The organism is Daejeonella sp. (genome assembly GCF_049655485.1).
Taxonomy (GTDB): domain Bacteria; phylum Bacteroidota; class Bacteroidia; order Sphingobacteriales; family Sphingobacteriaceae; genus Daejeonella.
This window is the reverse complement of the sequence record NZ_JBASJU010000014.1, coordinates 1-26113: the sequence shown is the minus strand read 5'-3', so window position 1 is coordinate 26113 and position 26113 is coordinate 1. Positions and strand designations below refer to the sequence as shown.

Genomic DNA, 26113 nt, shown 5'->3' with positions numbered 1-26113 from the left:
CTTTTGCAAGACAAAAATAAGATTTTAAGCAATAGATTGGGGAATAAAATGGTAAATCACACATCCGGTGCAAAAGCCGGCCGCACCCTATATTCACTTAGCTTGTATTCCTCCATTTCCGAACCCGACAAATTCCAGGGCTGATGGATTTTCGCACCCGGGATGGATGCCAGCTCTGGTACCCACAGACGAACATAATCACCATTTGAATCAAATTCTTTCGCTTGCTTTAAGACGTTGAAGTGCTGATATTCTTTAGGATCATTACCTACCCCTGCAATATAGGCCCAGTTCCCCCAATTATTTGCTGGACAGTAGTCGATTAGCTTTTCTTCGAAGTACGATGCTCCCCACATCCAGTTTACCCTGAGGTTTCGAACAAGAAAACCGGCAGCATTCTGGCGGCCGCGGTTGCTTATAAATCCAGTCGAATTCAATTCTCTGATGTTTGCATCAACGAAAGGGATCCCGGTCTTTCCCTGTTTCCACAATTCGAACAGGTCTTGCTGATCTTCAGTTTCTTCCGGGGCGACGCCTTTGAATCCTATTTTCTGGAAAAACTTATTTCCATACTTTTTAAACATAAAGCGAAAATAATCGCGCCAAAGTAGTTGAAGAAAAAGGGCGTAAGTAGAATCCGAGGAACCTCTTTCCTGCTCATATTTTTTAATTTCCCAATAGACCTCACGCGGTGAAAGGCAGCCGAAAGCAATCCAGGCTGAAAACTTCGAAGAGAAGTCGGCCCCGACTAAACTATTACGGGTTTGCTTATAATTCCTGACTGCATCCGTTTCCCAAAAGTAACTGTGCATCCGTTTTAATGCTTCTGTTTCGCCACCTCTGAATTTCATTAAGGAGCGTTCATCAGCTCCCGGGATATCCGAAAATCCCAAATCCGAAAGCGAAGGAAGCTCCCCGGTTTCCATATCCTGGGGTACATTGAACGGCCCGGGTGATTCTGTACATTTTCGGACAGAACTGTCGCGTTCAATTTTCTTTCGGAAAGAAGAAAAAACATCGGGGATATTATTTATTGGAAATGGAAGGTCCTCTTTATGATAAAGGGTATGCCCGATAAAGTGTTTAAGATTGATTTTCAATCTCCAGAGCGCATTCTCAACGTCTGCAGAGACCCTGGTTTCCTCAGAAGCAACTTCTCTGTGATGATATACCTCTGTGACTTTATACTTTGTTACAAGCTCCGGTAAAATATCTTCTGGCTTTCCTCTTCGGATGATCAAGTCGGCTCCAAGTTTCTTCAAGGAAGATTGAAGGTCAGCTACACAGTCGATTAAGAACCCTGCACGGATAGCGCCCGTCTTCTGGGTTTGAAATGAAGTTGTTTCAAATTGCCGCGGATCGAAACAGTATACCGGCACCACAGTCTCGCCCTTGCGAACGGCTTCGGCCAGTATCTCATTATCGTGAATTCGTAGATCTTTTCTAAACCAAACTAAAATGGTTTTCTCGCTCATATTTTGAATAGCTATTCAAATAACTTATAAATTCCGCTAGGGCAAATTAAATTTTATTCAAATTACGGGCATAGTTCTGACATTTATGATCATTTTCTTGTAAGTTTTTCATTCCCCGATTTAAATTAAGAGAAATACTCATTGAATATCTCCATTAAATATTAATATATTTAATAAAGCTAATCCTACCCTCATGAAATGCGTAAAACACATCGTCCAAAACAAATCTAATGCAATCTATTCAGTAAATCCTGACACTTCCGTACTGGACGCTCTTCAGGTAATGATGGATAAGAATATCAGCGCTTTGCTGGTTATGGAAGGCCCGGAATTAATGGGCATTTTCACTGAACGTGATTATGCACGCAAAATTATTCTTGTGGGAAAATCATCAAAGGAAACGCCAATCGCGGATGTGATGACCTCCAGGCTTGAAACAGTCGACATGAAAACTAGCATCGATCAATGTATGCAGATCATGACCACAAGGCACATCAGGCACCTGCCGGTTGTCGAAGATGCTAAGGTGGCAGGAATGATCTCCATTGGTGACCTGGTTAAATTTGTGATTGAAGATCAGAAACAAACGATCGAGCAATTGCAGACTTATATCAGTAGTTGAAACCCAGTGGCAGTTTGTCCTTGCAAGGAGGCACGACGAAGCAATCTTCTGTCAACGGTTATAGAGATTGCTTCGCTATCGCTCGCAATGACAAGCCGGTTGTCTTTGCGAGGAGGCACGACGAAGCAATCTCCTGTCAAATGTCATAGTATGTAAAAATCTCCGATACATTTGAGGTTTCACAGCATTTATGGTTTAATTATTGATTAGGTAAAGTATGATAATCAGTAATTATACAAGTAAAAAGGATGATTAAGACTATACTTATAACCGGCGGTACCGGTTTTGTAGGGACAGGATTAGTTGATTTACTGCTTAGCAAGGGATACACAATTAATTTATTGGTACGTGAACAGCCGGAGGGGCTGGAACATCCAAACCTCCGAACATTCAAATGGGATGTCTATAAAAGCGAAATCGATGAGGACTGCGTTGTGGGTGTCGATGCGATAATTCATCTCGCTGGCGAAGAAATAGCGGCCAAGCGTTGGACCGATGAGAGGAAAAAACAGATCGTAGAAAGTCGCACAAACTCTGTGCGAATGATTTATGATTTGTTACGCAGGACCAAGCATGAGGTGAACCACATCATATCCGCTTCTGCAGTAGGATATTATGGCGATAGGGGAAATGAACTCCTGACGGAGGACAGCCTGCCCTCCAAAGACTTCCTGGCAGAAACGTGTATTGCATGGGAAGAGGCGGTAGATGAGGGGCATAAACTGGGTTTACGAATAGTTAAACTTAGAAGCGGAATTATTCTTGCGAAGGATGGGGGCGTTTTGCCTCAAATGGATAAACCTTTACGATTCGGGTTCAGTTTTATTCCGGGATCAGGAAACCAATGGGTATCATGGGTGCATTACATGGACGCAGTGAATATTTACGCCTACGCCCTTGAGAATGAAAATTTAAAAGGTGTTTATAATATGGTTGCGCCGGAACCAGTAACACTTGAAAAATTGACGCATTCTATTGCAAAGGCATTGAATAAGTCTCCTCTTTTATTCCACGCACCCACATTTGCGCTCAAAATTGCAATCGGAGAGATGAGCTTAATGATACTGGAAAGCACTAAAGCTTCAGCTGAACGGCTGACAAAATCAGGTTACACATTTTTATACCCAACAATTGCTGAAGCAGTTGAGGAAATATATAAAACAAGGGCTTAATTTAAGCTCCCTGGTTAGTCCTATTTAGTAACTTCTGTTATTTTCACGTTGAAAAACAAGGCTGAGAAGGCTGGAATTCCAGTATTACCTTCCAATCCATAAGCTAAGGGCGAGGGCAAGATCATTCGTATTGTCCCACCTTCTTTGATTAATGGAATAGCCTCCTGCCAACCTTTAACTACAGTTGAGAGTAGAAAGGTAGCGGGACTTCCTGGTGAGGTTTTATCGAAAACGGTTCCGTTTAATAGTTTTCCTTCGTATTCGGCTTTAATCGTTGAGTCCAGAGCAATCGGGCTTCCGGTTCCGGGTGCATCAATTTTATAATACAGGCCGGAGGCGGTTTTTGTAAAACCCGTAAGAGAATTCGCCGCCATATACTTTTGAATCGTAAAATCCTCATAAGCTGGCAGTTTGCTCTTATCCAAAACCTTTACCGTAAGATCTAATGAGGCATTTCCTGGTATAGTACCTACGCCGTTCCGTCCAAACGCCGACCGTGAAGGGATAATCATCCGGATCGTGCCTGATTTCTTTTTAAGAACTTCCTTGATGCCTATACGGACACCTTCAGGATTAAAATAACCCAGGAAATTGTAATAGCGATTAGAAACATTAAAGGTGTCTAAGGCAGAATACTGTCCATCAAGAGATTTGATAGTAAATATCAATGGTAACTGATCAGAATATTGTACATCTTCACCTGTCCCTGGATTAATAACTTCATAATATATACCGCTATTCTGATATTCGACCATGTTAAGCTTGTTCGCCTGGATGTAAGCAGCAATATTACGATCGTCAATAACTTCTATCGTATCGTACTCCTTTTCACAAGCAACAATGATGCTCATCAAAAAAAGTCCGGGCAATGCATATTTAATAAATTGTTTCATTTTCAGTATTAATTTGTAACGTCTAACAGCTCAATATCGAAATCGAGTACTGCATTTCCTGGGATCGGTCCCTGTCCGTCCTGACCATAAGCTAAACCGGATGGAATTATCAAACGAATCTTTCCACCCTTCTGGATAAGCGGTATCCCAATCTGCCAGCCGGAAATAACCTGTCCCAGGGGAAAGGAAACCGCTTGTGTTGTTGTTCCGTCGAAAACACTTCCATTTAACAATCTTCCGGTATATTTTGTACTTACCGTGGTATTTGCGGTATACGTAGCGTTACCACTTCCGGGACTGAGAATCTGGTAATAAACACCGCTCTCATGCCTTTGAGCAGGAATATTCTTTTCGCTAATAAACTTCAGAATTGTCGCATCGTCGATTTTCACTTGCTCTTCCGCATCAAATTTCTTGCAAGAACCTAATATCAATAGTAAAGGCAGGATAAGTAGTAGTATATGTTTGATTTTCATTGAAAGGTGTATTCTCTTAATTTAATTCAAAGTGCAAATTTATCCTTTTAAAGTTGAAAAAGTAAGGATTAACATTATTTAACAAAAAACAGGGTGCGAAGGCCACAAGCCCTCACACCCTGTTTTTTGTATTGAGAGTTGAGAATGGAGAGTGGAGTTTAGCAAACGACACCTAATTCATTCATAATACTCATCTATATACGGAAATTTTCAACTCCCAATTTCCCTTACATTCTCAACTCTCCAATCTCCACTCAATAACAGTATTTATTCGCCTCAATCAACTCCTTCGCCACTCGTTGTCTGGTCTCTTTAATATTAAACGGCTCAGTTTTGGTAAATCTTCTTAATCCCACGAGCATCATTCTTAACTCATCGCCTTCGGCAAAGGAGTACAAGGCTTCCTTTCCGGCAATGGCAACTTTATCCACTGCCTGGTAAAGATAAATCCTCATCATATCGAGCTGGCCCTGGCATGCGGCTTCACCCCTCATGCTGACAAGCTTTTCAACTCGTAAAATAGTCGATTCCGCTACGTAGATATATCCGATGATATCTGATATGTTCATCAGGATTTCCTGCTCTTTGGAAAGCGTCATCATCAACTTCTGCACGGCCGCTCCGGCAATCATTAATCCGGCTTTTTTGAGATTTGCGAGGATTTTCTTTTCAGCAGCAAAGAGTGTATCATCTTCTTCGCCGAAATCAGGAATAGACATCAATTCTCCGGCAACAGCCTGTGCTGGTGTCATCAGATCGAGCTCCCCTTTCATCGCACGTTTCAATAGCATATCCAGAATCAGCATCCGGTTAATCTCATTAGTACCCTCAAAGATTCGATTGATACGGCTATCGCGATAAGCGCGGTCCATAGGTGCATCTGCAGAATAACCCATACCGCCATAAATCTGCACCCCTTCATCAACTATATAATCGAGCACTTCAGATCCCCATACTTTCAGGATAGCACATTCCACTGCAAACATCTCTGTGGATTTGAGCTTCGCTTTCGAAGGATCCATCCCTTCAGCTACAAGGCTTTCGTATGCGTCATCGATATTTTGACCAGCACGGTAAGCCGCACTTTCAATGGCAAAATTACGGGTGGCCATTTCTGCCAGTTTGTACCTGATAGCTCCAAACTTGGAGATCGGAAGATTAAATTGTATACGCTCGTTCGAATAATTAATAGCCTGATCAAGCACTCTGCGGGAAGAACCAATAGCAGCAACCCCCAGTTTAATACGCCCGATATTAAGAATATTGACAGCTATCTTGAATCCATTTTCCCTTTCGGAAAGCAGGTTCGCAACCGGCACGTGACAATCATTAAAAAATACCTGGCGGGTGGATGAGCCTTTGATTCCCATTTTATGCTCCTCAGGATTCATAGTGATCCCGCCAAATTCCTTTTCAACGATAAAGGCGGAAAGATTTTTATCGTCATCTATTTTAGCGAATACAATGAATATGTCTGCAAAGCCCCCGTTAGTGATCCACATCTTCTGACCATTAATCACATAATGTGTGCCTTCAGCATTCAGAACTGCCTTTGTCCTGCCCGAATTGGCATCCGATCCCGAATTCGGTTCAGTTAAACAATAAGAAGCCTTCCACTCACCAGATGCCAGTTTAGGAATATACTTATCTTTCTGCTCCGTATTACCATAATAAAGGATAGGTAGAGTTCCAATACCCGTATGGGCCGACAAGGCTACGGCAAACGAACATCCCGGACCTATCGAATCGGCCACAAGCATTGACGTGTTAAAGTTCTTACCGAACCCTCCATATTCTTCAGGAATGGAAACTGCCAACAAACCAAGCTCGCCGGCCTTGTCCATCAAACTTTCCATCAAGCCTTCTTCCTGCTTGTCAATCCTGTCCAGATTGGGATAGACTTCCGATTCCAGAAAATCCTCGCAAGTTTTCCGGATCATCAGTTGCTCCTCGTCGAATTCTTCAGGAATAAAAATATCATTGTATGAGGTTTCGCGGATGATGAATTCGCCACCGCGAATAGTGTTTTTGTTTATGGATTCCATATTGTATAGGGTTTGTTGATCAAGGAACAAGGAGCAAAGAGTAAAGACTTGTGACGGTTAATTTGACGTTTATCTCCCCCTTGTTCATATTATTATTGTAGTGTTTTTAAAAATTGTGACAACATTTTCTGTAGTGATATGATTTTAGTTCTAATCTCTAGCATCCTGTCATAGTTAATGAATCCAAACTCATTTGACAGGATAAGCTGTGTTTCTAACTCAAACAAAGATCCTATCGATATCTTCATAAAGTGCGAAAACTCTTTATTGGATGTTCTCGAAGAACCTTCGGCTATATTCGATGGAACTGATATACAAGCTCTGTTAATTTGAGAAACTAAGCCATATTTTTCCTCTTTAGGAAAAGTCGCAGTTATCAAATAAACTTCTTTAGCAAGTTTCATGGCATCTAACCAAATTGTAAGTTTTCTAAAATTATGCATTGAGTAAGTATTAAAACACATTCTTTAATACACTCATTATACACCTTTAATTATCAACCCAATCCCAAATCTCAATAGTGCTTCAAATTATCGAGTTAACGGCTCCAGTCCTTACTCTTTGCTCCTTGTTCGTTGTTACATTTATCAACCGCCCCAGTCTTTATTCTTTGCTCTTTGTTCCTTGTTCTATAATAATTCAAATATCCCCGCCGCCCCCTGCCCGCTCCCCACACACATCGTCACCATCCCAAATTTCTTTTCCCTTCTTTTCAATTCATTAAATAGTTGCACGGATAGTTTCGCCCCTGTACATCCAAGCGGATGTCCTAAAGCAATCGCACCACCGTTTACATTTACTATCTCCTGATTAAGGTCCAGTGTACGGATGATTGCCAGAGATTGCGAAGCAAAGGCTTCGTTAAGCTCTATCAGATCCATATCTTCCTTTTTCATCCCGGCTTTCTTTAGGGCTAATGGAATTGCTTCGATTGGTCCTATTCCCATAATCCGGGGAGGCACTCCAGCTACTCCATAACTTACCAGGCGGGCTATAGGCTGAACGTTTAATTTTTTAAGCATGCGTTCCGACACGACCAATACAAAAGCTGCACCGTCTGATGTCTGGGATGAATTACCTGCGGTAACCGAGCCTCCAGCTGCGAATACAGGTTTCAATTTTGCCAGCTTGTCTAATGCGGTGTCGGCTCTTGGACCTTCATCCGTATCTACAATATATTCCCTGGTTTTCTTTTTGAGGTTTTCGTCGAGATAATTTTCTTTGATTGTGATAGGAATAACCCCGTCCTTCAAATGGCCATTCTTAATAGCTTCTACTGCTTTCTGGTGTGATTTAAGTGAGAACTCATCCTGGTCTTCCCTGCTGACATTATATTCTTTTGCTACAGCCTCTGCGGTAAGGCCCATTCCCCAATACCAATCGGGGTGGTTTTTAGCTACCTCAGCATTCGGCACCAGTTTCCATCCGCCGAAAGGCATACCCGACATAATTTCAACACCGCCGGCTACGATGCAATCTGCCATGCCGGATCTGATTTTTGCTGTAGCGATAGCAATAGTCTCTAATCCGGAAGCGCAATAACGGTTAACGGTTACACCCGGCACTTTATCTGTGTCCAATCCCATTAATGAGATCATGCGCGCAACATTTAAACCTTGTTCTGCTTCAGGTGTGGCGTTACCAACGATTACATCATCAATTTCCTCCTTATCAAGGTTCGGTACTGATGCTACCAGGTTTTTAATGACTTCCGCTGCGAGATCATCTGCACGCGTAAAGCGGAATACACCACGTGGGGCTTTTCCAACGGCAGTTCTATATGCAGCTATTATATATGCTTGTTCCATGTTAGTTCCTTAAAGGCTTACCCTTTGTTAATATTGATTGTATCCGCTCTAAAGTCTTCTTCTCGCCACAAAGCGAAAGAAAAACTTCACGTTCCAAATCCAGAAGATATTGCTCGCTTACCAAAGTAGGTGAAGATAAATCGCCCCCGCAGAGAACATAACCCAACTTCTCCGAGATCTTCTTATCATGTTCTGAGATGAAATTCCCTGCGAACATGGAGTTAGCTCCGGCATAAATGATTCCCATTCCCTGCCTGCCTAATACCCGGATATCTTTCCGTTGTACAGGCTTAGTGTAGCCCGCATCGGCAAGTTCAATAGCCGTTTCTTTAGCATCGGCGATTAACCGGCTACGATTCATCGTAATACTATATTTATCCTTCTGGAGATAACCCAGTTCATAGGCCTCTACTCCTGATGTGGAAACTTTGGCCATTCCAATAGTTAAGAACCTATCGCGTAAAACCATCTGCTCGATCTGGCCCTCTTTAAACTCATCGGAAATCCGCAAAGCAAATTCCTTTGAACCGCCACCTCCAGGTATAAGTCCGACGCCAAACTCAACAAGGCCCATATACGTTTCAGCATTGGTTTGAACATGGTCGGCATGAAGGCACAATTCGCAGCCACCGCCGAGAGTAAGATTATGAGCTGCGGCCACTACCGGAATCGATGAATATCTTACCCTCATCATCGCATTCTGGAACATTCGAATAGCGATGTTAATCTCATCCCAATCCTGTTCAACTGCCGCCATGAAGATCATTCCAATATTTGCACCGGCTGAGAAATTAGCGCCATCGTTTCCGATAACAAGTCCGCGGTAATCTTTTTCGGCCAAATCCAGAGCTTTGTTCAATCCCTGTATTACTTCCCCGCCGATGGTGTTCATCTTTGTATGAATCTCAAGATTGAGAATGCCGTCCCCAAGATCTATAATACTCGTCCCGGAGTTCTTCCAGATCGTTTTGCTTTCGCGGATGTTATCCAGAATGACAAAATCATCGGTACCAGGAACAGCTTTATAGGATTTAGATGGGATGTCGTAATACACCTTCACCCCGTTATCTACTTTATAAAAGGACTCAATCCCGGAATCAAGCATTTCCACCACCCAGGGTGCTGGCTTGTTTCCATACTTCTCCATCCCTTCCAATGAATTTCTTACTCCCAGTGAGTCCCAAACTTCAAAAGGCCCCAGTTCCCATCCGAAACCAGCCCGCATCGCATCATCAATCCGGTACAGCTCATCTGATATTTCAGGAATACGGTCTGATACATATTCGAACAGGCCAAAAAAGGAAGTGCGGAAAAAGTCGCCTGCCTTATCGGTTCCTTTCGCAAATACTTTCATGCGTTCCCGGAGGTTTTCGACCAATTTGGTAGCCTCCAGTGTTGCCGATTTGATTTTCTGCTGCGGCTTGTATTCAAATGTTTTAAGATCAAGCGCAAGGATCTCAGATTTGCCATCAGCTCCCTTTATCTTTTTATAAAATCCCTGCTGGGTTTTATCGCCAAGCCATTTGTTTTCCTGCATTTTCTTGACGTATGCAGGTAATTCAAAAAGATCGTGAGCTTTATCGTTGGGAAGATTATTATATAAGCCGCCCGAGACATTGATCATCGTATCTAATCCAACTACATCCGTCGTTCTGAATGTCGCCGACTTCGGACGGCCCAAAGCAGGACCTGTATATTTATCAACCTCTTCTACCGTTAAGTCCATTTTTTCAACGAGGTGCAGGAGGGCCATTATGGAATACACACCCACCCGGTTGGCAATAAATGCAGGTGTATCCTTACAAAGTACAGTAGTCTTACCGAGGAATTTATCTCCGTAATGCATCAAAAAATCTATGATCTCGGGTTTAGTCTCCGGCCCGGGGATGATCTCCAGCAATCGCAGATAACGCGGCGGATTAAAGAAGTGAGTTCCGCAGAAGTGTTCACGAAAATCCTGCGAACGTCCTTCAGCCATCAGGTGGATAGGGATACCAGATGTATTAGAACTAATCAAAGTTCCCGGTGTCCGGTGTTTCTCCACTTCCTCATAAATCTGCTTCTTAATATCCAGTCTCTCAACAACCACTTCAATAACCCAATCGCATCCGGCTATATCCTTCATGTTATCCGAGAAGTTGCCTGTGGTTATATTGGTCAGAACCTTTTTAGTAAATACCGGCGAAGGATTTGATTTTACCGTACTTTCAAGAGCGGCATTGACAATCTTGTTCCTCACAAGTTTATTCTCCAAAGTCAGGCCTTTACCCTCTTCTTCGCTGCTCAGTTCTTTTGGCACCATATCAAGCAGCAATACCTCTGCCCCAATATTGGCAAAGTGACATGCAATCCGGGAACCCATTATCCCCGAACCTAAAACTGCTACTTTTCTAATTGTTCGTTTCATCTTTATGTGATTTCATTAGCTAAATCCCACCAAAGTGGGACCCAGCTACTGAGGTTTATAATCAAAGGTTAGTTGATTTATTTTATTCAGGCTCTTTATTAGCTGGAGCCGTTCTTTATCTGAAATATGAGCATTTAAATACTCGTTGAACTTCCTCACCACATCTTTAGCTATATGTCGCTTTTCCACACCGAAGGGGGTCAGAAATACCTTCACCGATCTTTTATCTGCAGGATCTGTTTCCCGATAAATCAATCCGAGTTCCTGCATATTATTCAGCATCCTGGAGAGGCTCGTTGATTTCACTCCGGATAATGAAGCTATCTGTGATACAGCGGTGCCTTCTTCATGGATATTGATAAGCATATAGCCAAGTGCTTGTGTAATACCATGTTCTGAAGCGAGCTGGTTATACTTGTTTGCAACGGTTTGCCAAACTATTTTAAGAAAGTAATCTACGGTTTCTTCTGGTTTCATCTAATTATTGCTATGCAAGCATAACAAATTTAATAATAAGAATCAAATAACCAAGTTTCTTTATAAATTTATTGAACAGGCAAAAGGAAGATAACCTAAATTCAATTCTCTGAGGAATTAGTCTGTCAATTGATCGTTAATACCAATATCTACTTACCTTTAGTGGCAAGCAAAATTTGAATTTTGAATAAGAAACTACTATATATAAGCCTTGGAGTCCTGCTGATCATTATCGCCATTATATGGAACGCAGTAAATGAGCCCGGGATTAAAGACTTAAAAGGGGATTTCAAAGAGGTAGCCTTCGTTAGAAATGAGCAAAACAGCGGACCGGTGATCCGCGTATATGCCGTGAGTGTTGAGGGTGAACCCTGGAAAGAAATGGAGCAGTTTGGAAACTATATGCCTCATACTAAATACGGCACTACCAGAGTTTACTTCTTCCCAGCGAATAAACCATACCCTTCTACACTAGTTTTGGGTGATGAGAATATAGCTGAGCATTTGAAAGAGAACTGTCTTGCTGTCTATGAAAAAGATGGAATGAGCCAGGTACATTTCCAGAGGTATCCATATGGTAATGATCATTCCAATAAATTCACATTCAAGCGGATACTTTAAATTATCTTGGACACAAGATTTAAATCAATTACCTTGGCAGACCAAAAACCATTCTAAGTGAAACACAAAAGGCTCCGCTTCTTCTCCTATTTGGTTCTAACAATTTCATGGCTGTTTGTGATGCGAAGCATGACCACTCCGCTAGAAACCACGCAGGTCTTAGAATTTGAGTTTATCGGGACAGCCCAGAAAGCAATTGCCTTTTTATCAGCCCTGGAAGCCAGTGGTCAACTGGAACTTTTGACAAGGAGTATCTTTTTGGATTGTGTTTTCCTCTTTCTATATGGGGCAACATTTTACTTCCTGGGCGCCTGGATTTGCAGCAGACTTCCGGAAAGACATGTGTTCAATAATTTCCGAATGATCAGCATCTCTATAATAACCGCAGTTATCTGTGACCTTCTGGAAAATCTTTCTATGCTGGGAATGATTTACTACCCGCCGCAAGATGCTTACGCTTACCTGGCTTTTTTCTTTGCAGCTGTGAAATTTACACTTTTAGGGCTTGTACTTATATTTTTCATTTTAAGCGGCCTTGTTCTACTGAAGACATCAAAAGAACCAGTTTCAAAGCCGGCATCCAAAACGCAGAAACAAAAATCGGATTTACCAGCCTAGTGCAGTATCGTCACCACGTGGATCTGCCCCACCCTGATAATAGCCCCACTTAGTTTTAAGAATAGCATCCACACGTCCGATAGCTCCGCGTTCACGGAACTTGTAGCCTTTCTTTGTCAGCTTGTCGATCGTAATGCTATCCAATCCTTTTCTCTCCATCTGCACATCATCCGGGAACCATTGATGATGGAACCTCTTCGCACTTACAGCTTCCTGCATTGTATTATCGAAGTCAATAACATTCAGAATAGTTTGGAAGACAGAGGTAATAATTGTAGATCCGCCAGGAGTTCCAACAACCATAAACAGTTTACCATCCTTTTCTAAAATAGTAGGCGTCATCGCACTAAGCATCCTTTTATTTGGCTGCACTGCATTAGCTTCTCCGCCCAGCAGCCCGTACATGTTCGGCGATCCCGGCTTAACTGAGAAGTCATCCATCTCATTATTAAGAAGGAAACCTGCTCCCTTGACAAATACCTTTGATCCATAACTGCCATTGATAGTTGTAGTTATCGAAACAGCATTTCCGGCTCTATCTACGATAGAAAAGTGTGTAGTCTCTTCACTTTCCTTAGGCACTTCACCAGCTTTAATATCTGTGCTTAGTGTTGCTTTATTCCAGTTAAAATTACTCATCCGGAATTTAGAGTAGATTGGAAGGATAAGATATTTTTGCGGCACTTTATAAAAGTCGGGATCCCCTAAATGAGAAGCCCGGTCGGCATATACCCTGCGTTCTGCTTCAACCATTACCTGGATCGTTGAATCGGAGTTATGTCCCCAGCGTTTTAGGGGAAAAGGTTCAACTGAATTGAGCAATTGCAGTAGTGCTATCCCCCCGCTTGAGGGAGGCGGCACTGTGATGACTTTGTGACCCCGGTAAGTCCCGACTATTGGTTCACGCCAAACAGCATGATAATTTTTAAGGTCTTCCTTACTTATTAAACCACCGCCCGACTGCATTTCTGCGACGATGTAATCTGCAACAGTACCGCTGTAAAAACCATCGCGGCCCTTATCGCGGATCAGCTCCAAAGTATTTGCAAGATCTTCCTGAATCCAAAGTTCGCCGGCTGCCCAGCGATCCTTTATATAATAGGATTTACCAGGATTGTATTTCCTGAAATCAATTTGCTCGCCTGCAAATTCTTTCGCCTGGCTCTCTGTAATAGGGAAACCATTTCTGGCTAAATCGAGTGCGGGTTGAATTACTTCGGCCCATGATAATTTGCCATATTTGGTATGTGCCTGAACCATACCATCCACACTTCCGGGTACACCAGCAGCCAAATGTCCGTAAAGACTTTTTTCTGTGATCGGATTACCCGCTGAATCGAGGTACATATCGCGGCTAGCCATACCCGGAGCCTTCTCACGGAAGTCGAGCGCTGCAACTTCACCCTGGGCAGAACGATAAACCATGAAACCACCACCGCCAATATTTCCTGCATTAGGATAGACTACAGCTAATGCAAACTGCACAGCAACCGCAGCATCCACTGCATTACCCCCCTTTTTTAAAATATCAAGGCCGACTTTTGAGGCCGAAGGGTGAGCGGAAACAACCATCCCGTTTTTGTATTCTCCACTATCATTCTTCCCAATTTGTCCGCCTACGCATGATGTAAGAAAAACCGCTGCAATTATTACAGCTTTAAAACTGCCTTTAACCTGAATTCTACTGATTTGCATTTTTGTATAACTGCTCAACTTGTGTTTTATATTTCTCTAAAATCGCTTTCCTTCTCAAGCTCAGCTTCGGAGTCAATTCTCCCCCGTCAATACTCCAGTCTACCGGAAGCAGCTCTATCTTTTTCACCTTTTCCCAGTTTCCAAAGTCCTCATTGTATTTCTCAATCTCCGACCACATTTTGTCAATAACCCGTTGGTCTTTTACCATTTCCTGATTGGTAGTGTAAGGTATATCAGACTTTTCGCACCACTTCTCGAGGGTAGAAAAGGTGGGTAATACCAGTGCTGCCGGGAAACGTTGGTTCTCCCCAATAACCATTACCTGCTCGATAAAAATAGACTCTTTGAATTTATTCTCCAACATTTGAGGCGCAATATATTTCCCGCCAGCGGTTTTGAAAATCTCCTTTTTCCTATCCGTTATTCTTAAGTATTGTCCGTCAACAATTTCACCAATATCACCTGTGTGAAAAAAACCATCTTTATCGATCACTTCAGCACTCAGGTCCGGACGATTGTAATAGCCTTTCATCACGTTAGGCCCCTTACAAAGTATCTCGCCATCTTCAGCAATCTTGACTTCCACATCTTTGATAGTCCTGCCCACCGTAGTAAACTTCGCCTCGCCTTTTCGCAAGCCGTTAACATTAATAACCGGCGATGTCTCTGTTAGCCCGTATCCTTCTAATACAGGCATACCGGCAGCCCAGAAAACGCGGGCCAGTCTGGGTTGCAACGCTGCGCCTCCTGATACTATGGCCATGATATTACCTCCAAGCGCCTCCCTCCATTTACTAAAGACCAATTTGTTAGCAATCTTTAACTGGAACTCATACCAGGGCCCGTTTTTACCATCCATCTCATAGTTTAAGCCCAGGTTTAAAGCCCAAAAGAACAGCTTGTGTTTAACTCCCGTTAAAGCCGCACCCTTCTCAACAATACGATCATACACTTTCTCGAGGAGCCTTGGTACCGTAGTAAAGCCATTCGGTTTTACATCAGCAATGTCGGCCGCAATCGTGTCCATGCTTTGTGCGTAATAAACTGATATTCCCAAATAGAAATACATATAGAATACCATTCGCTCAAAAACATGTGACAATGGCAGGAAGCTCAGAGCCCGGGAAAACCCTGCCGGATATAGCTTCGATGACTCACGAACATTTGTGACCAAATTATTATGAGTTAACATGACACCCTTAGGCGTACCTGTTGTTCCTGATGTATAAATAAGAGTTAGGAGGTCATCCGGTTTAATTTCCCTGCGGTACTGCTCGAGATCTATAGTGGAATTGTTCCTTCCCAGTTCAACGATTTCAGTCCAGTTTGGAACCCCCTCTATAGTATCAAAACTAAAAATCTCAAAGTTGGCATTGTCCCTTTGCCTAACTGTGTTTAATTTATCATACAGCGCCTTATCCGATACGAACACCAGTCTGATTTCAGCGTCTTTTGCTATAAATTTAATATCATTCTCTGCGAGTGTAGGATACATGGGAACCTGCGTTGCTCCAATTTGCATAATCCCGAAATCGCAGATATTCCATTCTGGCCGGTTTGGTGACATGATGGCAACTTTGTCATCTTTTTTAATGCCTTTACTTACCAGCCCCCGGCTTACAGCATTTGCTTCATCAACAAATTGCTGCGTGGAATACTTGATCCATTCACCATTCTTCTTGGAAGCCACTATATCTTCCTTGTTAAACTTTTCAAGAGATAGATTCAGGAGATCGAAAACCCGGGTTATTTCAGCCATAAATATTTAGAATAGGTCCTAAAGGTAATTTAGCAATTTAATGAAAATAAGTATTAGACGTAAGAAAAATTGAAAGATCGCGCAACTGGCATTGTATTTGAAAAGCCCGTGCATACAAAAACAATTATGAAAGCGGCATGAGTACGCTCTCTCACCATTAAAGAATAATAAAATATGAAAAAGTTACTGCTAATTTGCTTTACTGCCTGTGCGTTATTGATAAGCCAATCAGATGTACAAGCTCAAACCTATGAAAATGCTATCGGGGTTAGAATTGGATCCTACAACGGGTTAAACTTCAAGACATTTGTTAATACCAATAAAGCACTGGAATTTAACCTTGCAGTAAGAAGTAATGATGATTTCAAACGCTTTATCCTGACAGGATTGTACGAGGTTCACAATCCAATCAACGGTGCTCCTGGTTTGCTTTGGTATTATGGTGGTGGTGGTAGTATTGGTTCTTATAAACGTAGGGACTTCGAAGGCGACCTTTTTCTAAGTGCTGACGGTGTTCTCGGACTTGACTACAAATTCGATGGTGTTCCTTTGAATCTTGCGGTTGACTGGAGACCAAGACTTGAGCTGACTCCTGATACCAACTTTGGCACAGGTGATGTTGGCCTTGCAATAAGATTAACGCTATAAAAATTAGAGAATGAGCAAATTAGAGAATGAGCAAATTCGCTAATTCCCTAATTTGCTAATTTCCAAATTTACAATTTCAACCATCTCTTCCTCACTGCCATCTGCTGTACTGAAGGATTCTCGGTCGGAGAAATACTGTATTTTAGAGAAGGGCTTTTGCCTAGTGACACTTCTACTGCTTTTTCCATTCCATCTCTGATTACCGTAACTTTTACCTTCTCGCCAACTTTTCTGGTGGCAATATACTTAAGCATCTCCACTGACCCCGCACGTGTATTTTTTATCTGATAACTATCAATAGAAAGGATTTCATCATTTACATTCAAGCCATCGTTCCAGGCACCGCTTCCGCGTGCAACCTGGGAGATGTACATTTTACCCTCTCTTAAGGAAGTAGAGATCCCCAGGAATGGCTCAACAGATTTTTCCGCTTCGTTTTTAATTCCCAGCCCCGCGTAATTGAGATACTTATCGTAGTCAATTGTTTTCAGGCCATTTACATAGTTGTCATACATGTCATTTAAAGAATGTCCTGCAATTTTTTCAGCCATCTCTTTAAACTCCTTATCAGTATATCCTCGTTTCTGTTTTACATAGTATTCATCATACATTGCTTTCATCACTTCATCCAGACCGGCCTTACCTTTTGTAGAATGGATGATTTCCAGATCCATAATCAGGGCAACTAAGGCTCCTTTACTGTAATACGAGATCGTCGAATTGTTTGAATTCTCATTAGGGCGGTACTGCTTGATCCATGCGTCGAAACTCGATTCGCTAAGCGTTTGAATTTTGTTGCCCGGCTGATTCTCAAGGGCACTGATTGCTGATGCAAGGCCGGAAATATAGTTTTCAGAGCTCAATAATCCAGCACGCATTGTAAAGACGTCCTGGTAATAAGCGGTGAAACCTTCCGCGATCCATAAATTAGTGGTGTAGTTCTCCTCGTCATAATTAAATGGCCCAAGAGCTATCGGGCGCAGCCTCTTCACATTCCATAAGTGAAAGTATTCATGGGATACCAATGATAAAAATCTCAACAAACCTGCCTCTGTATTGTACGCATTTCTGCTTGCACCTAAAACTGTAGAGTTGAGGTGTTCGAGACCACCACCGCCAGAATTAAAATTATGTACAATGAAAACATACCGTTTATTAGGATTAACTCCGAAGACTTTGGTCTGCTCATGAACGATTTTGGCCATGTCGCGTTTCAAAACTTCCTTATCATAGTTACCCCCGCCGTACATCGCAACTTCATGAGCTACGCCAGCTGCATCAAAATAGAAAATATCCTGGTTACCTACTTCTATAGGAGAATCATAAAGGATATCATAGTTAGGGGCAGAATACGTATTCTCTTTAGCGGCAACTTTATCCAGCCCCGTAGAAATCTTCGTCCAGCCTTTATGTGGAATGATTGTAACTGTAGATGGCAATTGCAGCTTGCCTGCAGGATATAAAAATATGCCTGTAGGCGATAAAAATGCATGTGACTCATCGACAAAACTAGTCCGGACTGATATCTCATTCGAATAAACACGGTAACTAACTTTGATAGAACCCTTCACGTTGTTTACCCTCCAGGTATTCTTATCAATTTTATTAGCACTCAAACTTTTGCCGGAATTATCCACTGCTTTGAAACTTTCTACATTCTTAGCAAATTCGCGGATAAGATAAGACCCTGGCGCCCAGACTGGCATCTTAAGATCTACCTGATTATCTTTCAATCCAGATATTTCCATTTCAATGTCGGCATAGTGGGCCTGAGGTTCCGAGAAGGATACAGTAAAGGCGATTTTCTCCTGGGCACTTAAGGTCGTTGTTAGAATTGCCATAAAAATTACAAGTGATATATATTTCATATTGTTTTTTGTCTCAAAAATAAGTTTTATGCTTTGAATTAATGGTAGGTGCCGGGCTTAAGCTGTAAAATAGTTGGTACAACATCCATAATTGAAATTAGAACAAATAGCTTTGTGTGTAACCATTTTTGCTATCTTCAATATTTTTATTTTACGAGAGTTCAAAAAATGTTCCGGAAAAGGAAATATATCTATGCATGTTAAACCTTTTTTCGATTTGTAGTCTAAATTTTAGAGTCATAACCATTACAAAATATCTTTATTACCCATTTTAAATAGAAATTTCATCTAACCCAACCTCTTCAGATTAACCTATAACCCTTACTATGAAAATTAAGTATATCGTTTACGCACTTCTCGTTGTTCTTTTTGGAGTTTTTGTAGCTTACAGAATTAAATCCAATAACAAAAGGGATGCTGGGGGAAAAGGTGGTCCGGGGGGAAAAGGCGGTCCTCCGGGGGCAAGCATTCCCGTAAGCGGTATAGTGGTTGAGCCGAAAAACTTCTCAAATTCCCTTTCTGTAACGGGCTCTTTGGAAGCTAATGAGCAAATCGAAATCAGGTCGGAAGTATCCGGCATTATTAAAGGACTATATTTTAAAGAAGGAAGCAATGTCAGAAGAGGGCAAGCTTTACTAAAAATCAACGATATTGAACTGCAGGCGCAATTGTCCCAGGCATTAACCCGCGAAAAACTTGCTGCAGAAACCGAGCGCAGAGCAAAACTTCTTTTGCAAAAAGAGGCTATCAGCAAGGAAGAGTATGATATCGCCCTGGCTGATAAAAGCACCTTACAGGCAGCGACACGACTGATCAGGGCACAAATCTCAAGAACAATAGTAGTAGCCCCTTTCAGCGGACGAATCGGTCTTCGGACTGTTTCTGTTGGAGGTTACGTCACTCCTGCTACCGTTGTAGCCAGTCTCATAAGTATAAACCCTATTAAAGTGATATTTTCTGTCCCTGAAAAATATTCGCAGCAAATGCGAACCGGATCAACTATTCAATTTTCTGTTGCCGGCTCCGCCACAAAACACAGCGCCACGGTTTATGCTATTGACCCGGGCATTAACACCACCTCACGCACTCTTCAAATTGCTGCAAGGGCAGCTAATCCGGGCGGCGATTTGCTTCCAGGTAGTTTCGCGAAAGTAGACCTGCCTCTTGCGACTATAACAGATGCCATACTCATCCCGACGGAGGCCGTAATTCCAATTGAACAGGGTAAAAAAGTATTTGTTGCCAGGAATGGTAAAGCTGTTGAAGTTGTGATTGAGACAACAACCCGGACGGAGAAGGAAGTGTTAGTTACGTCTGGACTTCAGAGAGGGGACACGGTATTAACAACCGGAATCATGGCCTTAAAGGCAGATAGCCCGGTAAAAGTAAAAATAACACCGAACTAATTATGAGCTTATCTTCTACCGCCATAAAAAGACCGGTTCTGACTATTGTCATGAACCTGGTGCTTGTACTTTTCGGAGTAATTGGGTTCACTTTTCTGGGTATCAGAGAGTTCCCATCTATCGACCCTCCGATTATTTCGGTAAGGACGAGTTATGCTGGGGCTAACTCTGATGTAATCGAATCTCAGATTACAGAGCCCCTCGAGAAAGCGATCAATTCGATTGATGGAATTCGTAATATCACTTCATCCAGCAGCCAAGGATCAAGTAATATATCTGTCGAGTTTATGCTTGACAAGAATCTGGAGGAAGCTGCTAACGACATCCGGGATAAAGTCTCTCAAGCTGCGCAAAGCTTGCCTGATGATATTAACTCACCGCCGGTCGTATCCAAACAGGACGCCGACTCACAGCCGATCATGATCTATACCATGAAGAGTGATGTCCGCAGTGCACTGGAATTAAGCGACTATGCAGATAATACAATCGTACCACGGTTTCAAACCATTCCGGGCGTAAGTAGTTTGCGTATTTACGGCGAAAAACGATATGCTATGCGGCTTTGGATTGACCCAAACAAGCTGTCGGCATATGGCCTGACACCAATAGACATCCGGAATGCCCTAAATCAGCAGAATGTTGAGCTTCCATCAGGTAAACTGACCGGCGATAATACAGAACTCGGTATTAAAACAATTGGCAACCTGAACACTGTAGAAGGTTTCAACAATCTGATTCTTAAAACTGATTCAAATCGTATTACCCGTTTCAGCGATGTTGGGGAGGCTATACTCGCACCGGAAAATATGGAAAGCGTCATGAGGGAGTCGGGTACCCCTATGATCGGTCTTGCCATTACACCGCAACCGGGAACCAATTATCTGGAAATCGCAAAATTGGTTAATGAGCGCTTTGAGCAAATCTTAAAGGAATTACCAAAGGACATTGAGCTAAAACCAGCGATTGACAACACCGTATTTATTAAGAACTCCGTCATTGAAGTTGCCGAGACCATTTTAATATCTCTTATCTTGGTTATACTGATTATTTACCTCTTTTTCCGTGACTGGAGTATAGCGTTCAGACCCTTGATCGATATCCCGGTTTCCCTGATAGCTACCTTCTTTATTATGTACATTTTCGGCTTTTCCGTAAATGTACTTACGCTTCTGGCGATCGTCCTTGCCACGGGGCTCGTGGTGGATGACGGGATTGTGGTGACTGAGAATATCTATAAAAAAGTGGAAGAAGGGATGTCGCCTTTCAAAGCCGCGATTGAGGGGTCTAATGAGATATTCTGGGCGGTAATTTCGATTTCCGTAACACTGGCTGCCGTGTTCCTTCCGGTCATATTCCTGGAAGGTTTTGTCGGGCGGCTGTTTCGAGAGTTTGGGATCGTCATAGGGGCCGCGGTCCTTATTTCAGCGTTTGTTTCACTGACCCTGACACCCATGCTTAATGCCTATTTGATGAAAGGCGGGGTGCAGAAGAAATCGAAGTTTTATATGAGGACCGAGCCTTATTTCGTGAAAATGACAACCTCGTACTCAGACTCATTAAAAACATTCATGACCAGACGCTGGCTAAGCTTCCCCATAATTGCGGTGTGTATTGGTATGATCGCACTATTCTGGTTTAATCTTCAGAAAGAGACTGCACCTTATGACGACCGGAGCTTTATGAGTGTACAGGCAAGCGCACCAGAAGGAGCTACGTTTGAGTATATGGACAGGTTTATGCTCGAACTTTCCAAACTGGTTAATGATTCGATACCCGAGAAAGTTGTCAGTATTGTCTATACCTCACCGGCATTCGGCGGCGGCGGCTCTGCCAACTCAGGGTTTCTAAGAATTGGACTCTCCGAGCCAGATAAACGTGACCGCACGCAGAATGAAATTGCAAATGATCTGACCAAAATGACTAAAAAGTTCACTGCTGGCAGGACACAAGTTACCGAACAGCCTACCATTTCTGTAAACCGTCGTGGTGGATTACCTATTCAATTTATTATTCAGGCACCTAATTTTGAAAAGCTCCAGGAAAAGATTCCGCTTTTCATGGCTGAAGCAGCTAAAGATCCTACCTTTTCAAACACTGACGTAAATCTTAAGTTCAATAAACCTGAGATTAACGTAAGTATAAACCGTGACAAAGCTCAAAGTCTTGGAGTTTCGGTACTGGATGTAGCACAATCGCTTCAGTTAGCCTTAAGTGGTCAGCGTTTTGGTTATTTCATTATGAACGGTAAACAATATCAGGTATTAGGGCAGTATGCTAAGAGCGACCGGGATGACCCACTGGATCTGACTTCCACATTCGTAAGAAATGACCAGGGACAATTGATCCAATTGGACAACCTCGTCTCGGTAAAAGAAGTGAGCAGCCCTCCGCAGCTTTACCATAACAACCGTTTCCTTTCTGGAACGGTATCGGCCGGTTTAGCACCAGGAAAAAGTATTGGGGATGGCATCGAAGCGATGGACCGAATAGCCGACAAAGTACTTGATGATACGTTCACAACGGCTTTGGGTGGTGAATCACGGGATTTTCAGGAAAGTTCATCGAACACCGCGTTTGCGTTCGGACTTGCATTGCTCCTGGTTTATCTTATCCTGGCGGCCCAATTCGAGAGTTTTATCGATCCACTGATCATCATTATCACAGTTCCTATGGCAGTTGCGGGAGCCTTTTTATCCCTATGGCTATTTGGACAAACATGGAATATTTTTAGCCAGATTGGGACGATCATGCTCATTGGACTGGTGACGAAGAACGGGATCCTGATTGTGGAATTTGCAAATCAGCTTAAAGAGCGAGGGATACCCCTGCAAGAAGCTATCGTGGAAGCTTCCGTAGCGCGCTTACGCCCGATCTTGATGACCAGCCTTGCCATTGCTCTTGGCGCCCTTCCAATTGCAATGGCCCTAGGTGCTGCTGCAAAGAGCCGTATGAGTATGGGAATTGTGATTATAGGCGGAACTTTATTCTCCCTGGTATTAACCCTGTTTGTTATCCCGGCGATTTATTCATTGTGGTCGAAAGAACATAAAGCAAATCCTGAGTTCAACTCGGACGGTGACTTAAAAAATAAAAAAGAAGAAAAGCTGGAACTTGCTCACGTTTAATTAAAGGGTTTACCCATCGAAGAATGAAATTCAAAAGAATACTATTATATCTGTTAGCTGGATTCGCATTTCCGTTAAGTTCAATCGCACAAGACAGGATGACCCTGGAAGAAGCTATCCAGATTGCCCTCGAGAATAACTACGATATTAAACTCACAAGGAATGATATTGAGATAGCCAAAACCAATGTTAGCCGGGCAAATGCCGGCATGCTGCCCGTCGTTACTGGAAATTTCAACACGAATAATACTAGCTCAAATACCAGGCAAACGCTTTCGAGCGGCGTGACGCAGGAAAGAAATGGTGCAAAGAATACCAACCTGGCTTATGGGCCGGTGTTAAGCTGGCGTGTGTTTGACGGATTTGGGATGTATGCCCGGTACGATCAGCTGAAAGAACTGCAAAAGTTGGGAGAAACCAATTTCAAGCTGACAGTCCAAACTACTTTGGCCGATGTAATCAACAATTATTACGACCTCGTTCAGCAGCAGCAACAGATAAAAGCATTAGGAGGTGCAGTAGATATCTCGAGATTAAGATTTACGAATTCACAAAACAGATATACCATCGGACGTGCAGCAAAATTGGAGGTTTTAGCAGCTACTGTCGACTTAAATACGGATACGACCAATTTACTGAGGCAGCTTAATATTTATAAGGGGACTAAAATAAGGATGAATGAGTTGCTGGCAAGAGATCTTAACACCGATTTCATCGTATCAGATACTATCATCATTCAAAACAATCTTAGCCTTTCCGAATTGCAGAATTCTGCGAATCAACAAAGCCCGGGCTTACAGCTTGCGCTGATAAATAAGCGTATTGCAGAAATTAATTTAAGACAGGTTAAAGCGGATCGGTATCCTTCGGTAACGGTCAACTCTGGATATAATTTTAATAAATCGACGTCTGAACTTGGGTTTGCACGAAATTCCGTCGGACGAGGTTTTAATTATGGCATGTCGGCTTCAATTAACATTTTTAATGGGATGCTCCAGAACCGAAACGAAAAGAATGCGGAAATAGAAATCGAGAATGCCCAAATTGAATTTGAGAAAGCGAACCAAAGTGTATCAGCACAATTGAACTCCTTATATCAGACTTTTCAAACAAGCCTTCAGCTGGTGAAACTGGAACAGCAAAACCTGGAAGTTGCCCGCCAGAACCTGGACATTACAATGGAAAAATTCAGGCTGGGAAGTGTTGCGCCGCTGGAATTCAGAGAGGCGCAGAGGAATTATATTGACGCGAGTGCCCGTTTTACGAACGCTCAGTTTCAGGCGAAGTTAGCAGAAGTTGCACTTCAGCAGATTTCGGGAACATTAACTTTATAGAAATAAAAATTCTTTAGTGATAAAGTGGAAGAATTTAGTATTTTTGGTTGGATGAATGCGTACAAATATAAAAATGTCCTTCTTATTGACGATAATCATATCGACAATCTGATCAATCGTAAAATACTGGACAACGCAAGTTTCGCTGAAAGCATCACCGTGAAAGACTCCCCGCAGGAGGCTTTCGATTTTGTGCGCAATTCATTAGCTACAGGAAATGATATCCCGGAAGTTATTTTTCTCGATTTAAGAATGCCTGAGATGAGTGGGTTTGAGTTTCTCAGATCCCTGGTCGATCTTCCCAACTTAAGGCCCAACATATTCAAAATATGTGTTCTTTCTTCATCACTTGACCCTAAAGACATAAAAAGGATTAAAGAAAATGAATTGGTTTCAAAGTTTATAGGTAAGCCCTTAACTACTCAGATACTCGAAGATATATAAAAATTTACTATGTTACTAGTTGCTGACAGTGGCTCAACCAAGGCCGACTGGATATTAACACTCCCCGACAAACAGACCATACATTTCAGAACAAGAGGGATTAACCCCTTTTTTTTATCTGAAAAAGATATTACCCAGATATTTCACAACACACCGGAGATCCAGGGATATGTAGAAGAGGTTAAAGAGATTTATTTCTTCGGAGCAGGCTGTTCCAGCCCTGATCGCAGGGAAATTATAACAAACGCGCTTTCTAGGGTTTTCAAAAATGCTTTTGTCAGTGTCGATATCGACATCATTGCGTCAGTATATGCAACTTGCGGATTATCTGAGGGGATATGCTGTATTTTGGGAACAGGGTCCAACATTTCGTATTTCGATGGTACCAAAATCCATGAAAGCAAACATGGTTTGGGTTATATTCTGGGCGACGAAGGTTCAGGTACTTATTTTGGAAGAAAATTACTCACCTCTTGCTTATACGGTACGATGCCTGACGAATTAAGTGTGAAGTTCAAAGCGGAGTACGTGGCCGACAAGGAGTCTGTAATTAAACGTATTTACCAGGAGCCTTCGCCCAACTCGTTTCTGGCTTCTTTTGCGCCCTTCATGAGCGAAAATATTAATCATCCATTCATAATCGAATTGTTAAGAGTTGGTTTCGAAGAATTTGTTGAAACCAATATCCAGTCATATCCCGACTATAATAAACAAATCTGTCACTTTGTAGGATCCATTGCATTCCATTTTAAGGAAATACTTATAGAGGTATGTGAGCTTAAAGGGGTACGTGTGGGAAAAATCTTAAAACACCCAATTGACGAGTTGTCGGCTTTTATACAAAATAACGGAGTGAAGAACCTGTAGTTATCCAAAGATGACCTCGGGATTGTAGTTTATTGAATCCTGGTAAGCCTCGCTCAAGTCATTTACAGAATTTACTTCGAATTCTATTCCCCATGGCGTCCAGGAAATAAATCTTAGCTTTTCACTGGCATTTTTTTCACCACCTTCTATGCCTTTGGATATTTCTTCATAGATACCGAAATTACCCAAACTATAGTAGTTGATTTTAGTTGCCTTGTTATTTACTAAGTGTGATTTAATTAATTCAAACCCCATTTTCTTCATCCAGCTTCGGATGGCCGATATTTTATTCCTTACCATGATAGCATGTTTTTCTAGATTCTATTTCTCGTCGAAAATCAAGCCAAATCATT

The 26113-nt window shown here is 42.3% G+C and carries 22 protein-coding genes; 10 read left to right on the top strand and 12 right to left on the bottom strand.

Annotated features, from left to right (window positions below):
- Nucleotides 1–56: 56 nt before the first annotated feature.
- A complete protein-coding gene (locus WBJ10_RS00775) occupies nt 57–1475 on the bottom strand; it encodes a DASH family cryptochrome (RefSeq protein WP_424287648.1) in 1419 nt (472 codons plus the stop codon).
- Nucleotides 1476–1668: 193 nt separating this feature from the next.
- Between WBJ10_RS00775 and WBJ10_RS00770 the strand changes: the two genes are divergently transcribed.
- Both WBJ10_RS00770 and WBJ10_RS00765 read left to right on the top strand, forming a co-directional pair.
- Nucleotides 1669–2097 carry a CBS domain-containing protein gene (locus WBJ10_RS00770; protein WP_424287647.1) on the top strand — a complete coding sequence of 143 codons (429 nt, stop codon included), beginning with the start codon at nt 1669–1671 and terminating at the stop codon, nt 2095–2097.
- Nucleotides 2098–2345: 248 nt separating this feature from the next.
- Complete coding sequence (locus WBJ10_RS00765; protein WP_424287646.1) at nt 2346–3269, top strand: TIGR01777 family oxidoreductase; 924 nt, start codon at nt 2346–2348, stop codon at nt 3267–3269.
- A 20-nt stretch (nt 3270–3289) separates the two neighbouring features.
- Here WBJ10_RS00765 and WBJ10_RS00760 read toward each other — a convergent pair whose 3' ends face one another.
- The 7 genes from WBJ10_RS00760 to WBJ10_RS00730 all read right to left on the bottom strand — a co-directional run bounded on the left by WBJ10_RS00760 (nt 3290) and on the right by WBJ10_RS00730 (nt 11375).
- Nucleotides 3290–4162: an FKBP-type peptidyl-prolyl cis-trans isomerase gene (locus WBJ10_RS00760; protein ID WP_424287645.1), complete on the bottom strand. Its 873-nt coding sequence runs from the start codon at nt 4160–4162 to the stop codon at nt 3290–3292.
- A gap of 8 nt (nt 4163–4170) precedes the next feature.
- Nucleotides 4171–4638, bottom strand: coding sequence for an FKBP-type peptidyl-prolyl cis-trans isomerase (locus WBJ10_RS00755; protein WP_424287644.1), 468 nt, complete (start codon nt 4636–4638; stop codon nt 4171–4173).
- Nucleotides 4639–4892: 254 nt separating this feature from the next.
- Complete coding sequence (locus WBJ10_RS00750; protein ID WP_424287643.1) at nt 4893–6683, bottom strand: acyl-CoA dehydrogenase family protein; 1791 nt, start codon at nt 6681–6683, stop codon at nt 4893–4895.
- 92 nt (nt 6684–6775) lie between these two features.
- A complete protein-coding gene (locus tag WBJ10_RS00745; protein WP_424287642.1) occupies nt 6776–7126 on the bottom strand; it encodes a four helix bundle protein in 351 nt (116 codons plus the stop codon).
- Between the two features lie 186 nt (nt 7127–7312).
- A complete protein-coding gene (locus WBJ10_RS00740; protein WP_424287641.1) occupies nt 7313–8491 on the bottom strand; it encodes an acetyl-CoA C-acyltransferase in 1179 nt (392 codons plus the stop codon).
- A 1-nt stretch (nt 8492) separates the two neighbouring features.
- Nucleotides 8493–10898 carry a 3-hydroxyacyl-CoA dehydrogenase NAD-binding domain-containing protein gene (locus WBJ10_RS00735; protein WP_424287640.1) on the bottom strand — a complete coding sequence of 802 codons (2406 nt, stop codon included), beginning with the start codon at nt 10896–10898 and terminating at the stop codon, nt 8493–8495.
- Between the two features lie 45 nt (nt 10899–10943).
- On the bottom strand, nt 10944–11375 hold the full coding sequence (locus WBJ10_RS00730; RefSeq protein WP_424287639.1) for a MarR family winged helix-turn-helix transcriptional regulator: 432 nt from the start codon (nt 11373–11375) through the stop codon (nt 10944–10946).
- A gap of 183 nt (nt 11376–11558) precedes the next feature.
- Between WBJ10_RS00730 and WBJ10_RS00725 the strand changes: the two genes are divergently transcribed.
- Entirely contained in the window at nt 11559–11996 is a 438-nt protein-coding gene (locus WBJ10_RS00725; RefSeq protein WP_424287638.1) for a hypothetical protein, read from the top strand.
- A gap of 57 nt (nt 11997–12053) precedes the next feature.
- Nucleotides 12054–12614 (top strand): hypothetical protein, encoded by a 561-nt coding sequence (locus tag WBJ10_RS00720; RefSeq protein WP_424287637.1) that lies wholly within the window; start codon nt 12054–12056, stop codon nt 12612–12614.
- Here WBJ10_RS00720 and ggt read toward each other — a convergent pair.
- A complete protein-coding gene (gene ggt, locus WBJ10_RS00715) occupies nt 12603–14309 on the bottom strand; it encodes a gamma-glutamyltransferase (protein ID WP_424287636.1) in 1707 nt (568 codons plus the stop codon). The two genes, WBJ10_RS00720 and ggt, sit on opposite strands and share 12 nt — an antisense overlap.
- Nucleotides 14296–16068, bottom strand: a complete 1773-nt coding sequence (locus WBJ10_RS00710; RefSeq protein WP_424287635.1) for an AMP-dependent synthetase/ligase — start codon at nt 16066–16068, stop codon at nt 14296–14298. Before WBJ10_RS00710 ends, ggt begins: the two co-directional genes overlap by 14 nt.
- Before the next feature lie 174 nt (nt 16069–16242).
- Here WBJ10_RS00710 and WBJ10_RS00705 point away from each other — a divergent pair, with 174 nt between their 5' ends.
- Complete coding sequence (locus WBJ10_RS00705; protein ID WP_424287634.1) at nt 16243–16716, top strand: hypothetical protein; 474 nt, start codon at nt 16243–16245, stop codon at nt 16714–16716.
- 68 nt (nt 16717–16784) lie between these two features.
- On the opposite strand, the gene WBJ10_RS00700 is transcribed toward WBJ10_RS00705, so the two are convergent.
- Nucleotides 16785–18584 carry a M61 family metallopeptidase gene (locus WBJ10_RS00700; protein WP_424287633.1) on the bottom strand — a complete coding sequence of 600 codons (1800 nt, stop codon included), beginning with the start codon at nt 18582–18584 and terminating at the stop codon, nt 16785–16787.
- Between the two features lie 326 nt (nt 18585–18910).
- On the opposite strand from WBJ10_RS00700, the gene WBJ10_RS00695 reads away from it, so the two are divergent.
- From WBJ10_RS00695 to WBJ10_RS00675, 5 genes are read left to right on the top strand one after another with little or no spacing between them, the layout of a single operon-like run.
- On the top strand, nt 18911–19990 hold the full coding sequence (locus tag WBJ10_RS00695) for an efflux RND transporter periplasmic adaptor subunit (RefSeq protein ID WP_424287632.1): 1080 nt from the start codon (nt 18911–18913) through the stop codon (nt 19988–19990).
- A gap of 2 nt (nt 19991–19992) precedes the next feature.
- A complete protein-coding gene (locus tag WBJ10_RS00690) occupies nt 19993–23115 on the top strand; it encodes an efflux RND transporter permease subunit (RefSeq protein ID WP_424287631.1) in 3123 nt (1040 codons plus the stop codon).
- Nucleotides 23116–23138: 23 nt separating this feature from the next.
- Nucleotides 23139–24449: a TolC family protein gene (locus tag WBJ10_RS00685; RefSeq protein ID WP_424287629.1), complete on the top strand. Its 1311-nt coding sequence runs from the start codon at nt 23139–23141 to the stop codon at nt 24447–24449.
- A 51-nt stretch (nt 24450–24500) separates the two neighbouring features.
- On the top strand, nt 24501–24893 hold the full coding sequence (locus WBJ10_RS00680; RefSeq protein ID WP_424287627.1) for a response regulator: 393 nt from the start codon (nt 24501–24503) through the stop codon (nt 24891–24893).
- A 9-nt stretch (nt 24894–24902) separates the two neighbouring features.
- Nucleotides 24903–25760, top strand: coding sequence for an N-acetylglucosamine kinase (locus WBJ10_RS00675; protein ID WP_424287625.1), 858 nt, complete (start codon nt 24903–24905; stop codon nt 25758–25760).
- On the opposite strand, the gene WBJ10_RS00670 is transcribed toward WBJ10_RS00675, so the two are convergent.
- Complete coding sequence (locus WBJ10_RS00670) at nt 25761–26060, bottom strand: hypothetical protein (protein WP_424287623.1); 300 nt, start codon at nt 26058–26060, stop codon at nt 25761–25763.
- Between the last annotated feature and the right edge of the window lie 53 nt (nt 26061–26113).